This is a genomic window from Acinetobacter sp. P1(2025) (assembly GCF_051390655.1).
In the GTDB taxonomy this organism is placed as follows: Bacteria; Pseudomonadota; Gammaproteobacteria; order Pseudomonadales; family Moraxellaceae; genus Acinetobacter; species Acinetobacter junii.
In genome coordinates, this window is the sequence record NZ_JBPKBJ010000023.1 from 1 (window position 1) to 13,765 (window position 13,765).

Genomic DNA, 13,765 nt, shown 5'->3' on the forward strand with positions numbered 1-13,765 from the left:
TTGGCAAAAGAACTTATTTAGACCAATCATCAAAGACTTCATTGATGACTTTATTCTCGATAAAAATCATCTGCTACCACAGAGAATCTATAAATGATAGTGCGTAAGTCCTATTATGTTGAATTATGGACATGCATTTTACTAAATATTTCAACTATTCAATAGTGAACTGAATTGGCGAAAAACATCAAACTTACCAATGTTTATCATCATTGCACTGACACTTAAATTGAGTACACTCGAAGCACAATGAATTTTAATTTAAGGCAATACAAGGAACAGCTATGAGCGAGGCCTATATTATTGATGCCATTCGCACACCACGCGGAAAAGGAAAAAAAGACGGCTCATTACATGAAGTAAAACCAATTACTTTACTCACAACATTATTAAATGAATTACAACAACGCCATCAACTCGATACCTCTAAAGTCGATGATATCGTTCTCGGTTGTGTGACACCGATTGGTGATCAAGGTGGGGATATTGCCAAAACTGCTGCGATTGCCGCAGGATGGAATGATGATGTTGCAGGCGTACAAATCAACCGTTTCTGTGCTTCTGGTTTAGAAGCAGTAAACTTGGCGGCACAAAAAGTTCGCTCAGGCTGGGAAGATGTTGTGGTTGCTGGCGGTGTAGAGTCCATGTCACGTATACCTATGGGTTCAGATGGTGGTCCATGGGCACTTGATCCTGAAACCAATTTGAAATCCTCTTTTGTTCCACAAGGTGTGGGCGCTGACTTAATCGCAACTTTAGATGGTTATAGCCGCGCTGATGTGGATGCATTTGCGGTCGGTTCGCAACAAAAAGCTGCTGCTGCTCAAGCAAATGGTTATTTCGATAAATCAGTTGTGCCTGTGAAAGATCATTCAGGTGTAACAATCCTAGAAAAAGACGAATTTATTCGAGGTGCTACCACCGTTGAAGGTTTGGCAAAACTGAATGCTAGCTTTGAAATGATGGGTCAAATGGGCTTCGATGCTGTTGCTTTACAGAAGTATCCTGAAGCGCAAAAAATTAATCACGTTCATCATGCAGGTAACTCATCAGGTATCGTCGATGGCGCTGCGGTGGTGTTATTGGCTTCTGAAAAAGCAGTCAAAGAGCAAGGTTTAAAACCTCGCGCCAAGGTGCTTGCAACTGCATTAGTCGGTACAGATCCAACCATTATGTTGACTGGTCCTGCTCCTGCTGCACGTAAAGCATTAGAAAAAGCAGGCTTAAGCATCGACGATATTGATTTATTTGAAGTGAATGAAGCTTTCGCAGCTGTGGTGATGCGTTTTATTACAGAACTGAAAGTTCCTGCTGAGAAAGTCAACGTCAATGGTGGTGCAATTGCGATGGGACATCCATTGGGTGCAACAGGTGCCATGATTCTAGGAACTTTGCTAGATGAATTAGAGCGTCAAGGTAAAAAACGCGGTCTAGCAACATTATGTGTCGGTGGTGGTATGGGTATCGCTACCATTATCGAGTTGGTGTAAGGAGAACAACATGAGCGCTATTAAATACGAAAAAAACGCTGACAATATTGTAATTCTTACACTAGATTCATCTGGTCAATCTGCAAACACCATGAATGCAGAGTTCCGTGATGCTTTAGATGAAGTCAGTCAAAAGCTTAAAGCTGAAACTGATCTGAAAGGTATTATTTTCCGTTCAGCTAAGAAAACCTTCTTTGCTGGTGGTGACCTAGATGAGCTGATTCAGGTACAACCTGAACACGCTACTGAATTTTTCAAGATGATTGAAAAACTCAAAGGTGACTTACGCACAATCGAAACTTTAGGTGTGCCTGTTGTTGCAGCTTTAAACGGCACTGCGCTTGGTGGTGGCTGGGAAATCGCTTTAGGTTGTCATTATCGTATTGCCATTAATGATCCAAAAACTAAATTTGGTTTACCTGAAGTGACTTTAGGACTACTTCCTGGTGGTGGTGGTATCGTCCGTATGGTACGTTTGCTAGGCTTACAAAATGCATTCCCGTTCCTCATGGAAGGTAAGCAATTTGGTGTCGATAAAGCAAAATCTCTTGGTTTGGTACATGACACGGCTGAGAATGAACAAGAGCTGTTAGAAAAAGCGATTGCTTGGGTGAAAGCTAATCCAAAATCACAGCAACCATTTGATGTGAAAGGCTACAAAATCCCTGGTGGTGATCCTAAAACGCCTGCGGTTGCACAAGTGCTTGCAATTGCCCCTGCCATGCTACGTGACAAAACCAAAGGTTGCTACCCTGCTCCTGAAGCGATCATGGCGGCTGCAGTTGAAGGTGCACAAGTCGATGTAGATACCGCGCTTCGTATTGAATCACGTTACTTTACGCAACTGACTGTCGGTCAAGTGTCGAAGAACATGATCGGTACGTTTTGGCATGGTCTAAATGCAATTAAATCAGGTGCGAGTCGTCCTGCTGAAGTTGCTAAATGGCAAGCGAAAAAAGTCGGTGTTTTAGGTGCAGGTATGATGGGTGCAGGGATTGCCTATTCAACCGCAATCAAAGGAATTCCTGTCGTACTCAAAGATGTGTCTGTAGAAAATGCAGAGAAAGGCAAAGCTTATTCACAAAAGCTACTTGATAAACGTGTTTCACAAGGTCGTATGACCGCAGAAAAACGTGATCAAGTGTTAGCGCTTATTACAGCTACTGCTGATGCAGCTGATCTACAAGACTGTGATTTAATCATTGAAGCAGTATTTGAAAATCAAGAACTCAAAGCCAAGGTGACTCAAGAAGCTGAACAGTATTTAGCTGAAGATGGAATCTTTGCATCTAACACGTCTACCTTACCGATCACAGGCCTAGCAACAGCAAGTAAAGATGCTAAAAACTTTATTGGCTTACATTTCTTCAGCCCAGTCGACAAAATGCAATTGGTCGAAATCATCAAAGGCAAAGAAACTTCAGCTGAAACATTAGCTAAAGCCTATGACTTTGTACAACAAATTGCTAAAACACCAATCGTGGTCAATGACAGTCGTGGTTTCTTTACCAGTCGTGTGTTTGGTACGTTCATTCAAGAAGGTATGCGTCTTCTTGCTGAGGGCGTACATCCAGCGAAAATCGAAATGGCAGCACTCAAAGCGGGTATGCCTGTTGGTCCTCTTGCGATTCAGGATGAAGTATCTTTGACTCTGACTGAGCATGTAGCAAGCGAAACGCGTAAAGCATTGCAAGCTGAAGGGAAAGACTTACCGAAAACCCCTGTAGATGAAGTGGTTCACACCATGATTCACGAGCTAAATCGTAAAGGTAAAGCAGCAGGTGCTGGCTTCTATGAATATCCAGAAAATGGCAAAAAACATTTGTGGGATGGGCTCAGCCGTTGGACGAAAGCGAATGATATTTCTGAACAAGATATGATTGATCGCTTCTTGTTTGTTCAAGCACTAGATACCTTACGCTGCTATGAAGAAGGTGTTCTAGAATCAGTAATTGACGCCAATGTCGGTTCAATTTTTGGAATCGGTTTTGCTCCATGGACGGGTGGTGCAATTCAATTCCTAAATCAAAACGGGATTGAAAAATCACTACAACGTTCAGAAGAATTGGCTGCTAAATATGGTGAACGTTTCAATCCACCACAATTGTTAAAAGACAAAGTGCAGAAGAAAGAAATTATTCAATAATTTTTTCATTCTCTTCACTTTAGACTCATATCAGTTTCTTTAACTGGTATGAGTTTTTTTGTATTTATTGATAGAAAATCGAATTACGTCTAATCCATCACAAATTGTGCTATAAATATACCAATTCTGCTTTACTTTTTGTCCTTTGGAAATTTGTCTTATGTCTGAGAAATTATGTCCTGAAACCTCGCCGTGGGGTTGGAAAGCACTGATCATCACTTGCATTTTAAGCTTTATCTTTATGGTGATTTTTTATTTAGCCATAAATAATGAGCCTGACTATATGCCAATGAATCAAAAAAAAGCAGCGGCAGCAGCTGAAATGTCACAATCTCCAGCAAATGGCGAAGCTCAACATAGCGAGCATCAGCAACACAATCACTAAAGTATTCTTGTCGAAGATGATAAATCCTTGTTAAACAGGGATTTATCATCCTATTCGAGATATTGAATGCTTCACCAAAATCGTCAAGCACTGGTCGTTGAAGGTGGTGGAATGCGCGGCGCATTTACCAGCGGTGTCTTAGATGCATTTTTACTGCAACAATTTAATCCATTTGATCTTTGTGTTGGTGTTTCATCTGGTTCTACCAATGTCGCTAATTACCTCGCAGCTCAACAAGGTCGCACCCTACAAATCTATCTAGATCATTCTCTTCGATCCGAATTCATTCATTATGGACGCTTCCTCAAAGGTGGCGACTTACTTGATTTGAAATGGATGTGGGACGTGGTTGAAAAAGAAAATCCACTCAATCAAACTCAATTATTTGCCAATCATCCTGAGTTCTACATGGTATTGACCCATGCTATTTCAGGAGATGCAACATATATCAAAGCCTCCAAAGACAACATTCTCGATGGATTACGTGCATCAAGTTCTATTCCAGTGCTTACTCGTCAAGCTGTAGAGGTTTTTGGTGAACCCTACTTTGATGGTGGAGTCGCAGATGCTCTTCCCGTACTTTGGACGGCGAAACAAAGCAATGTATCTAAACTCATGGTACTGAGAACTCGCCCCAAAAATTACTACAAAGCCAGTAGTAAAGGTGATCAACTCCTTGCAAAGTTCGCATTTAAGCAACGACATGGTTTTGCCAAAAGTTTATTAGCCCGAACCCAACGCTATAATGAATCTGTTCAATTTGTTAGAACAGCATCTGAACAAAAAATATTGGAGGTTTGCCCACCCGACTTAAAACATATGGCGGGTCGACTCACCAAGAATAAAGCCAAGATTCGTTATAGTTATGATATTGGTCTAGAAACAGGCTTCAAAGCCATTGAAGATTGGAAAGCCCTATAATCATCACGCTTACCCAAGTCTTTGAATACTAAAATATTGAAGACTTGGAACCTTATTAAAATCATATCTTATTCTAAATAATCTCCTAGATTTGGCCCTAAATATTAATTTCAGACTATTCTTTTTTGCGAATCAACTTTCTCGTTTTAATCAATAATACAAATCATCAGACAGTCCCAAACAAACTATAAAACCATATAATGTTTAGGCTTTTATCAAATTGATTAAATGATGTTGTTCTAGCAAGTTTTTTATTTATTTTATTTTTGGAATTTTCTATGAGTAATCGCTCAAACTCTCACAACGATTCAAGTGAAACCGTATTAGGTTGGAAATTTGTCATTATCGTTGGGGTACTTAGTACAATTTTTCTCAGTTTCTTCTACTTAGCTATGAGCAATGAACCAGATTATATGCCTGGAGCACAGCGAGCAGCAGAACAACAAAAAGCAATCGCTCAAGAAAATGCTCAAGCAAGCTCAGAGGTTGAAACCCAACATCAGCAACACCAATAAAGAAATATAACTTGCTCGATCTGAGCATCGATCGAGCAAGTTATGATCTAAATCTTCGTTTCAGTGTTTTTTAGTTTCAATCACCAACTGCATTTTTATATGAGGAATTCCACACTCATCGTATGCATCCCCTTGTATCGAAAATCCTAATTTTTCATAGAATGAAATGGCGTGAACTTGTGAGGATAACTGAAGAAATTTTCGATCTTGTTGATGTGCTTGCTGAATAATCTCTAACATAATCATACGTCCAATTCCTTGTCCGCGATAAGCTTTGAGTACAGCCACACGCCCTACACTATTGTTTTGTAATAAACGCGCAGTCGCAATTGGTTGATCTTGATCATAGACAACAAAATGATCTGAAATCATGTCTTGATCATCCCACTCCTCTTCTTCAGGAATGTTCTGCTCAATTATAAAAACTTGTTTTCGAATGAACTTTACGTCTTGCTCTAACTTATTCCAGTGACCACTTTGGACTCTAAACATCTCGATCTCAGCTTAATTAGCACTTACAACCTAAATTTTCGATCGGCATTTGATCTTGTAACAGCAATTCCAAGCTTTGTTTTTGGATACCATACATCTGTTTTAAGGCTTGAATTTGCTGCATAATTTTCGGATCAGGCTGCTGAACATCTTTACGCTTGGTCGCTAAAATCATCTTATTTTTACTGGTATGTTCCAGTGAAACGAATTCAAAAACTTTAGTTTCATAGCCGTAAGCCTTAAGCAACAAAGCACGCAATGTATCTGTCAGCATTTCTGCCTGCTGCCCTGCATGAATGCCAAACTGAAGCATCGGTTGTAAAACCTCTGGGCTTTTTAATTGAGGTCGCAACTCTTTATGGCAGCATGGCGCACACATGATCATTGAGGCATTCAGACGAATTCCTGTATGAATTGCAAAGTCGGTTGCTACATCACAAGCATGTAGTGCAATCATGACATCTAGCTTTTCTGGGGCATAGCTCCGCACGTCACCTTCAAAGAAATCAAGATGATTAAATCCAACATCATCTGCAACTTTTTGGCAAAACTGTACAAGATTCGAACGCAGTTCAACACCTGTGATTAACGGAGTTTTATTTTGCTCCAATAAATAATCATACAAAGCAAAAGTTAAATAACCTTTTCCTGAACCAAAATCAACAATATTAAGTTCTTGTTGAGAAGCATCAATTTGCTCATAAGCATTTGAAAAAATTTCAATAAACTTATTAATCTGTTTCCACTTGCGCGCCATACTTGGAATGAGTTGTGCCTTTTCATCGGTAATTCCAAGATGTTTAAGAAATGGACTTTGTTGCTGAACAAATCGATGTTTTTCACGATCATGATGCTGTTGAACTTGGTTTACACTGATTTGCTTTTTCTGTGCATTCAACATGGCTTTCTTTTTGTTTTTTTTCAGTTGAATATCTTGATGCATTGTAAATAGATTGGCTTGTTTCGACTGAGCCAACAGCTCGGCTATTTTCTCTAATCCCTCTTCAATCGGATAATTCTTAGTAATATCTTGCGTTTTATAATGATATAAACAGGACAGCATACTTTGATTTTGCAGTTCAATAATGCGAAAATTCATTTTCTCTAAATCTGTCATTTCGCCCTTGTATTGACTCAAGATCAATCGATCAAAACTATTGTTTTCAATAGATTGCTGAATCTCCAAGAAAAATTGCTGTTCTTGTTCAAAGGAAAATTTGGGCGCAAACATAGTGAAAACCTGACAAATAGAAACTAAATTTTATAGCGTCTTACTTTAAAAGGGAAATTGCATTACGATACAGTTGTATTTTTATACTATTAGAAGCTCAATGAACGCTAATTTTCTAACCAATTATGATCCCAAAGAAGAATTAATTAATGCCTATAGTCATGGGATTGGTGCGGCTCTAGCGCTAATTGCATCGGTGTTTCTAATTATCAAAGGATATGGACTACCTTTCGGACAATGGATGAGTTTATGGGTATATGGGTTCAGTCTTGTATTACTCCTCAGCAGTTCTATGCTTTACCATTTCTCTCAAGATGGAATGAAACGCTACTGGTATAAAAAACTTGACCATACTGCGATTTATTATCTGATTGCAGGAACATATACCCCCTTTCTAAGTATCGCAATCCCAACAGCGAAAGCACATTATTTATTAATTGCGCTATGGATCATTGCCTTGATTGGTACCGTATTTAAACTGATCCTGATTCATCGTTTTCAAAAAGTATCTTTGGCTGCCTATATCATCATGGGGTGGTTAGCCGTGTTGGTTATGGATGATATGCAACGTTATCTATCAAAAGAAGCAATCCAGTTATTGATTGCGGGTGGGCTTGCTTATACTGTCGGCACATTGTTTTATGCTTTAAAAAAGGTAAGATATACCCACGCAATTTGGCATGTATTTGTGCTAATCGGGGCAGGTTTACACTTTCTTGCAATCTACTGTTATGTACTTTAACTCCTGTCGACAGGCCAAAAGAAATGACACTAGTTTCATGAGTAGACTTTGCATTCAAGGAATTCTCAAGTCCATATTTCTGTGTCTTGATCAAATAAAATAAGGTCTCGTATGTCGTCTAGCACTACGACTGTCACCCCCGAAGTGGCAAGCAATTCAAAAACAAGGGTATTATTTGCCAGTCTCGTGGGTACCACGATTGAGTTTTTTGACTTCTATATCTACGCAACTGCAGCCGTTTTAATTTTTCCTCATTTATTTTTCCCAGAAAGTAGTGATGGTGCCGCTGTACTAAAATCCCTCGCAACTTTTGCAATTGCATTTATTGCTCGCCCGATCGGAGCCGCAATTTTTGGACATTTGGGAGATCGAATTGGACGTAAAGCAACTTTAGTCGCAGCTTTACTGACAATGGGAATATCAACCGTTTGTATCGGTTTGCTGCCAACCTATGCACAAATTGGCCTTGCAGCTCCTTTACTACTAGCTTTATGCCGTTTAGGTCAAGGTCTCGGTCTTGGTGGTGAATGGAGTGGTGCTGTTCTACTGGCGACTGAAAATGCACCTGAAGGAAAACGTGCATGGTATGGCATGTTCCCTCAACTAGGCGCCCCGATTGGTTTTATCCTCGCAACAGGTTCTTTCCTATTATTGAATGCTTTTATGTCAGAACAAGATTTCATGACTTGGGGCTGGCGTATTCCATTCGTCTCAAGTGCGGTGTTAGTTCTGGTTGGTCTCTATATCCGTCTGAAATTGCATGAGACTCCTGCATTCCAAAAAGTTTTAGACAAACAAAAAGAAGTTAATGTCCCATTCAAAGAGGTTATGACGAAACATTTCCCAATGTTGGTCTTGGGTACTGTTGCTGCGATTTGTACTTTTGTCGTGTTCTATCTCACAACTGTTTTTGCACTCAACTGGGGTACAACAAAACTGGGATATGCTCGCGGTGATTTCCTTGAATTACAATTGATCGCAACACTTTGCTTTGCAGCCTTCATTCCTGTTTCAGCGATTCTTGCTGAAAAGTTTGGACGTAAAAATACATCGGTTGCTATCTGTATTTTATCAGCCTTATTTGGACTTTGTTTTGCGCCGTTTTTAGGGTCTGGTAGCCCATTACTTGTGTTCCTATTTTTATGTATTGGTCTCTCAATCATGGGACTCACTTACGGACCAATTGGAACTGTACTTTCTGAGATTTTTCCAACATCAGTCCGCTATACAGGTTCGGCATTAACCTTCAACTTAGCAGGTATATTTGGTGCATCCTTTGCCCCTTACATTGCAACCAAACTTGCTGAAAGCTATGGTTTAGATGCTGTTGGAATGTATTTAAGTCTAGCGTCAATTCTTTCATTAATCGCGTTTTTGTTCATCCGTGAAACTAAACACGATGATGTAAATAACCAAGTCTAATCTATATGTTCTTATTGAGTGAACGTCATGAGAGGTTCACTCAAACCATTTATCGGGCAACTCTACTCACCTGTTTGCAATCGCTACAACATCTCTCCCGCTAAATATTTTTTGTGTTAAAATACGCGACTCCCTTTTTTTTAGATGATTGTGCTCATGTACGCAGTGATTATCGTTGCCGTATTTTTGGTCAGTTTTTTATACACTTATTATCGTGGCAAAGAACGATTAAAAGCATCTCGACAATTATTCGACCATTCGACATTTCTAGCACCAGTTAATATGTTTATGACTGGTTTCTCTAAATTACCGAACCAACCATTCTTTGATGTGGCGCAGTTTCCTGAGCTCAAACCATTACAGGACAATTGGCAAGTAATCCGTGAAGAAGCAATCCAGCTACAAAATCAAATTAAAGCAGCTGAAAAGCATAACGATGCAGGTTTTAATACCTTCTTCAAACGTGGTTGGAAACGTTTTTATTTAAAATGGTATCAAGCTAGCCATCCATCAGCTCAACAACTTTGCCCTAAGACAGTTGCCTTGTTAGAAAGTATTCCTTCAGTAAAAGCAGCAATGTTTACTGAACTTCCATCTGGAAGTTATTTAGGTAAACATCGTGATCCTTATGCGGGTTCAGTTCGTTATCATTTAGGTTTAGTAACACCAAATAGCGATGACTGTTTTATTGAAGTTGATCAAGAACGCTATAGCTGGCGCGATGGTGAAGCAACTGTTTTTGATGAGACTTTTGTACATTGGGCTGAAAATAAAACGGATCAGACCCGTATTATTTTATTCTGTGACATCGAGCGTCCAATGAAATGGGGCTGGGCTCAGAAGATCAATCATTGGTTTGGTCGGAATGTTATGTCAGCTGCAAGTTCACCGAATGATGATCAAGATAAAACAGGTTTTATCAATCGAATTTTCAAGTATGGCTATGCCGTACATCATTATGGTCGTGGTTTAAAACAACGTAATCGTAAAGTTTACTATCTTGCAAAATGGCTGATGTTTGCAATCATTATTGGTCTGATTTTATTACCTAGCTTTCTTTAATTAGCTGTAAAAAAAAGGAGATGCATCTGCATCTCCTTTTTTGTTGAAACTTTTATTGATTGGTAGCTTGTGGGGCTTGAGCACTTGCTGTTTGAGCAGCAGCAGCTGCATCAGCGGCTTGTACTGCGGCTTCACCGATGAGTGCGATCTTCGCCTTTTCCTGACTCTTTGCAGATAATGCTGGGTTAGCAGCTACGATACGATTGATATTGGCAGAGTTAGCGGGTGCGATAGCCGCTGTTTGCAAAACAATTGGGCGATTCCCTGTATCTCCAAGTGTATATCGAATCCCTGTACGAGGACTGATTACTGTAGTTACTTCACGTTTAACTTGAGCTTCAGCTGTCGTCGCGCCTTTTGCTGCAAGTACTTTGTCTACTGTGGTTGTGGTCGTTGCTTGTGGTGCTTCATTAGCAAAGCCTACACTTGATACCGCAACACTCGCTAAAATTAAAAGTTGTAATGGTTTTTTCATTGTCTTCCCGCGTTTCATGCGAATTCAGTCAAAGTCATTCTATTGAATAATGAAACTATAAAGCACTTAACGACTCAAGTTACTTCTCGTAAAAAAGCAGGGATTAACCCTGCTTTTTTTATCAAACGATATCGAAGTTTAGATTTTACCGTGACACTGTTTGTATTTTAATCCTGAACCACAAGGACACGGTGCATTGCGGCTTTCTGGAACTGGGAATGGAGCATTATTCGCTAAATATTCAGGCTCTTCAGATGCAGTCACTTCACCCGTTAAACCATCTACATCATCATGTTCAAATGATAAACGCATTGATTCAGCTTGACGTTGTTGTTGTGCTTCAAGCTCAGCCAATTCTTCTGCTGTTGGTACATGAACACGAGATAAATCAGTCACAACGTCTGATTTGATAATACCCAACATGTTCACAAACAAATTAAATGCTTCTTTCTTATATTCCTGCTCTGGATTTTTCTGAGCATAGCCACGCAAGTGGATACCCTGACGTAAATAATCCATCGCAGCTAAATGATCTTTCCAATGGCGATCTAAAGAGTTCAGCATAAAGTGACGCTCTAACATCGCAGCAGATTCATCACCCATTTGAGTACGGCGTTGACGATAACGTGAAATCACTTCATCAGAAATACGTGCAATCAGACCTTCTTCATCCAAGCGGCGATCTTGATCTAACCACTGCTGTACAGGAAGCTCGATACCTAGATCCGTACGTAAAGCAGTTTCTAGACCAGGAATATCCCATTGGTCATGGATTGATTCAGGTGGAATGAAATTCGCGATAACGCCTTTCATCACCTCTTTATGCATCTCTTCGATATAATCTTGTAATGTACTTTCTGCCAAAATCTCATCACGTTGTGAGTAAATAATTTTACGTTGTTCATTATTTACATCATCATACTTCAATAAGTTTTTACGAATATCAAAGTTACGTGCTTCAACTTTACGCTGTGCATTTTCAATAGAACGACTCACCATTTTATGTTCAATGGCTTCATTTTCCTGTAAGCCCATTGCACGCATCATGGCAACAACACGATCACCCGCAAAGATACGCATCAAATCATCTTCAAGCGATAAGTAGAAGCGAGAAACACCAGGGTCACCCTGACGACCCGCACGACCACGTAGCTGGTTATCAATACGACGTGATTCATGGCGCTCTGAACCAATGATATGCAAACCACCTGAGTTCAATACATCTTCGTGATCTTTTTCCCACTGCGCTTGTAAACGAGCTTCGTCTTCTGGCGTAGGATTTTCAATTTTTGCGAGTTTGGCTTTCCAGTTACCACCAAGCAAGATATCGGTACCACGACCTGCCATGTTTGTTGCAATCGTTACAGCGTTTGGACTACCTGCTTGAGCAATAATGTCCGCCTCACGCTCATGTTGTTTGGCGTTGAGAACTTCATGTTGGATACCTGCTTGTAATAATTTTGCAGATAAAATTTCACTCGCCTCAATCGTTGCGGTACCGATCAAAATCGGCGCAACACCTTGTTTACGAATATTGGTAATTTCTTCGATAATTGCGTTGTATTTACCGTTACGATTTAAATAAATTAAGTCGTTGTGATCCTTACGCACCATCGGACGGTGAGTTGGGATAATAACAACATCTAAACCATAGATTTCTTTCATTTCAGCAGCTTCAGTATCAGCTGTACCTGTCATACCTGAAAGCTTTTTATATAAACGGAAATAGTTCTGGAACGTTGTGGTTGCCAAAGTTTGGTTTTCAGGCTGAATTTCCATATTTTCTTTGGCTTCAACCGCTTGGTGTAAACCTTCAGACCAACGACGACCAGGCATCGTACGACCCGTACTTTCATCAACAATAATCACTTCTTCTTTTTGAGTCTGAGGATTAATGCCAATAATGTAGTGAACGTTCTTTTGATAGAGATAATGCGCACGAATCGCAGCAGTGACATGATGAACCAGATTTAGGTTCGCAGCAGAATAAAGACTCTCACCCTCAGCAAGTAATCCCATACGGATTAACTCTTGCTCAACAGTCTCGTAACCAACCTCAGTCATTTCAACTGAGCGTTGTTTCTCATCAACCCAGAAGTGTCCGCCATCAGCCACTTTTTCTTCTTTCTGAGGTTTTAATGTTGGAGGAATACTATTGATTAGCTGATATAAATGCGATGAATCTTCACTTTGACCTGAAATAATCAATGGTGTACGTGCTTCATCAATTAAGATCGAGTCTACTTCATCGATGATCGCATAACTTAAACCACGTTGTTTTTTCTCTTGTAGAGAAAACACCATGTTGTCACGAAGATAATCAAAGCCAAATTCGTTGTTCGTACCGTAAGTAATGTCTGCTAAATAAGCTTGTGCTTTCTCAGCAGGCATTTGCATCGAATAAATCACACCGATGCTTAAACCCAAAAACTCAAATAATGGGCGGTTGAGTTCAGCATCACGTTGTGCAAGATAGTCATTGACGGTGATGACATGCACACCCTGACCACTCAATGCATTGAGGTAACACGCTAAAGTACCCATCAGGGTTTTACCTTCACCTGTACGCATCTCAGCAATTTTGCCTTCGTGCAGTGTGATACCACCAATCAACTGAACATCATAGTGACGCATTCCCATCACGCGTTTTGCAGCTTCACGACAAACTGCAAATGCTTCAGGTAATAATTTATTTAGGCTTTCACCGTTTTTAAATCTTTCTTTGAATTCTTGAGTTTTTGCAGAAAGGTCTGCATCGTTAAGAGCAGATATCGTCGGTTCAAGCGCATTGATTTGTTCAACAATTTTACGCATGCGTTTGAGCTCACGCTCATTTTTAGTACCGAAGATACCTCCGATCAGACTTGCCAACATGAATAAACTC

At 39.9% G+C, this 13,765-nt stretch carries 12 protein-coding genes; 8 read left to right on the forward strand and 4 right to left on the reverse strand.

Annotation, left to right across the window (positions count from 1 at the left end; all coding sequences use genetic code 11):
- Positions 1–284: 284 nt before the first annotated feature.
- The 5 genes from ACSC97_RS07625 to ACSC97_RS07645 all read left to right on the forward strand — a co-directional run bounded on the left by ACSC97_RS07625 (position 285) and on the right by ACSC97_RS07645 (position 5,457).
- Positions 285–1,490: an acetyl-CoA C-acetyltransferase gene (locus ACSC97_RS07625; RefSeq protein WP_005061540.1), complete on the forward strand. Its 1,206-nt coding sequence runs from the start codon at positions 285–287 to the stop codon at positions 1,488–1,490.
- 10 nt (positions 1,491–1,500) lie between these two features.
- A complete protein-coding gene (locus ACSC97_RS07630) occupies positions 1,501–3,636 on the forward strand; it encodes a 3-hydroxyacyl-CoA dehydrogenase NAD-binding domain-containing protein (protein WP_436660203.1) in 2,136 nt (711 codons plus the stop codon).
- 160 nt (positions 3,637–3,796) lie between these two features.
- Positions 3,797–4,021 carry a hypothetical protein gene (locus ACSC97_RS07635; RefSeq protein WP_004908835.1) on the forward strand — a complete coding sequence of 75 codons (225 nt, stop codon included), beginning with the start codon at positions 3,797–3,799 and terminating at the stop codon, positions 4,019–4,021.
- Positions 4,022–4,087: 66 nt separating this feature from the next.
- Complete coding sequence (locus ACSC97_RS07640; protein ID WP_126131727.1) at positions 4,088–4,942, forward strand: patatin-like phospholipase family protein; 855 nt, start codon at positions 4,088–4,090, stop codon at positions 4,940–4,942.
- A 278-nt stretch (positions 4,943–5,220) separates the two neighbouring features.
- On the forward strand, positions 5,221–5,457 hold the full coding sequence (locus ACSC97_RS07645) for a hypothetical protein (protein ID WP_004963976.1): 237 nt from the start codon (positions 5,221–5,223) through the stop codon (positions 5,455–5,457).
- 60 nt (positions 5,458–5,517) lie between these two features.
- Here the strand turns inward: ACSC97_RS07645 and ACSC97_RS07650 are convergent, their stop codons facing one another.
- Positions 5,518–5,949 carry a GNAT family N-acetyltransferase gene (locus tag ACSC97_RS07650; RefSeq protein WP_436660206.1) on the reverse strand — a complete coding sequence of 144 codons (432 nt, stop codon included), beginning with the start codon at positions 5,947–5,949 and terminating at the stop codon, positions 5,518–5,520.
- Between the two features lie 16 nt (positions 5,950–5,965).
- Positions 5,966–7,180, reverse strand: coding sequence for a class I SAM-dependent methyltransferase (locus tag ACSC97_RS07655; protein WP_201897740.1), 1,215 nt, complete (start codon positions 7,178–7,180; stop codon positions 5,966–5,968).
- A 100-nt stretch (positions 7,181–7,280) separates the two neighbouring features.
- On the opposite strand from ACSC97_RS07655, the gene trhA reads away from it, so the two are divergent.
- The 3 genes from trhA (at position 7,281) to lpxO (ending at position 10,406) form a co-directional block, all read left to right on the forward strand.
- A complete protein-coding gene (gene trhA / locus ACSC97_RS07660) occupies positions 7,281–7,922 on the forward strand; it encodes a PAQR family membrane homeostasis protein TrhA (RefSeq protein ID WP_004950465.1) in 642 nt (213 codons plus the stop codon).
- A gap of 111 nt (positions 7,923–8,033) precedes the next feature.
- On the forward strand, positions 8,034–9,344 hold the full coding sequence (locus ACSC97_RS07665) for an MFS transporter (protein WP_436660209.1): 1,311 nt from the start codon (positions 8,034–8,036) through the stop codon (positions 9,342–9,344).
- A gap of 156 nt (positions 9,345–9,500) precedes the next feature.
- On the forward strand, positions 9,501–10,406 hold the full coding sequence (lpxO, locus tag ACSC97_RS07670) for a lipid A hydroxylase LpxO (RefSeq protein ID WP_436660211.1): 906 nt from the start codon (positions 9,501–9,503) through the stop codon (positions 10,404–10,406).
- A 52-nt stretch (positions 10,407–10,458) separates the two neighbouring features.
- On the opposite strand, the gene ACSC97_RS07675 is transcribed toward lpxO, so the two are convergent.
- Together ACSC97_RS07675 and secA are read right to left on the reverse strand one after the other, a co-directional pair.
- Positions 10,459–10,881, reverse strand: a complete 423-nt coding sequence (locus ACSC97_RS07675) for a hypothetical protein (RefSeq protein WP_042891785.1) — start codon at positions 10,879–10,881, stop codon at positions 10,459–10,461.
- Between the two features lie 138 nt (positions 10,882–11,019).
- A complete protein-coding gene (gene secA, locus ACSC97_RS07680; protein WP_436660214.1) occupies positions 11,020–13,755 on the reverse strand; it encodes a preprotein translocase subunit SecA in 2,736 nt (911 codons plus the stop codon).
- Positions 13,756–13,765: the final 10 nt, after the last annotated feature.

What these genes read in the sequence shown, in the direction of transcription:
- ACSC97_RS07625 (WP_005061540.1), top strand. Translation starts at nt 285, where the DNA reads ATGAGCGAGGCCTATATTATTGATGCCATTCGCACACCACGCGGAAAA.
- ACSC97_RS07630 (WP_436660203.1), top strand. Translation starts at nt 1,501, where the DNA reads ATGAGCGCTATTAAATACGAAAAAAACGCTGACAATATTGTAATTCTT.
- ACSC97_RS07635 (WP_004908835.1), top strand. Translation starts at nt 3,797, where the DNA reads ATGTCTGAGAAATTATGTCCTGAAACCTCGCCGTGGGGTTGGAAAGCA.
- ACSC97_RS07640 (WP_126131727.1), top strand. Translation starts at nt 4,088, where the DNA reads ATGCTTCACCAAAATCGTCAAGCACTGGTCGTTGAAGGTGGTGGAATG.
- ACSC97_RS07645 (WP_004963976.1), top strand. Translation starts at nt 5,221, where the DNA reads ATGAGTAATCGCTCAAACTCTCACAACGATTCAAGTGAAACCGTATTA.
- ACSC97_RS07650 (WP_436660206.1), bottom strand. Translation starts at nt 5,949, where the DNA reads ATGTTTAGAGTCCAAAGTGGTCACTGGAATAAGTTAGAGCAAGACGTA.
- ACSC97_RS07655 (WP_201897740.1), bottom strand. Translation starts at nt 7,180, where the DNA reads ATGTTTGCGCCCAAATTTTCCTTTGAACAAGAACAGCAATTTTTCTTG.
- trhA (WP_004950465.1), top strand. Translation starts at nt 7,281, where the DNA reads ATGAACGCTAATTTTCTAACCAATTATGATCCCAAAGAAGAATTAATT.
- ACSC97_RS07665 (WP_436660209.1), top strand. Translation starts at nt 8,034, where the DNA reads ATGTCGTCTAGCACTACGACTGTCACCCCCGAAGTGGCAAGCAATTCA.
- lpxO (WP_436660211.1), top strand. Translation starts at nt 9,501, where the DNA reads ATGTACGCAGTGATTATCGTTGCCGTATTTTTGGTCAGTTTTTTATAC.
- ACSC97_RS07675 (WP_042891785.1), bottom strand. Translation starts at nt 10,881, where the DNA reads ATGAAAAAACCATTACAACTTTTAATTTTAGCGAGTGTTGCGGTATCA.
- secA (WP_436660214.1), bottom strand. Translation starts at nt 13,755, where the DNA reads ATGTTGGCAAGTCTGATCGGAGGTATCTTCGGTACTAAAAATGAGCGT.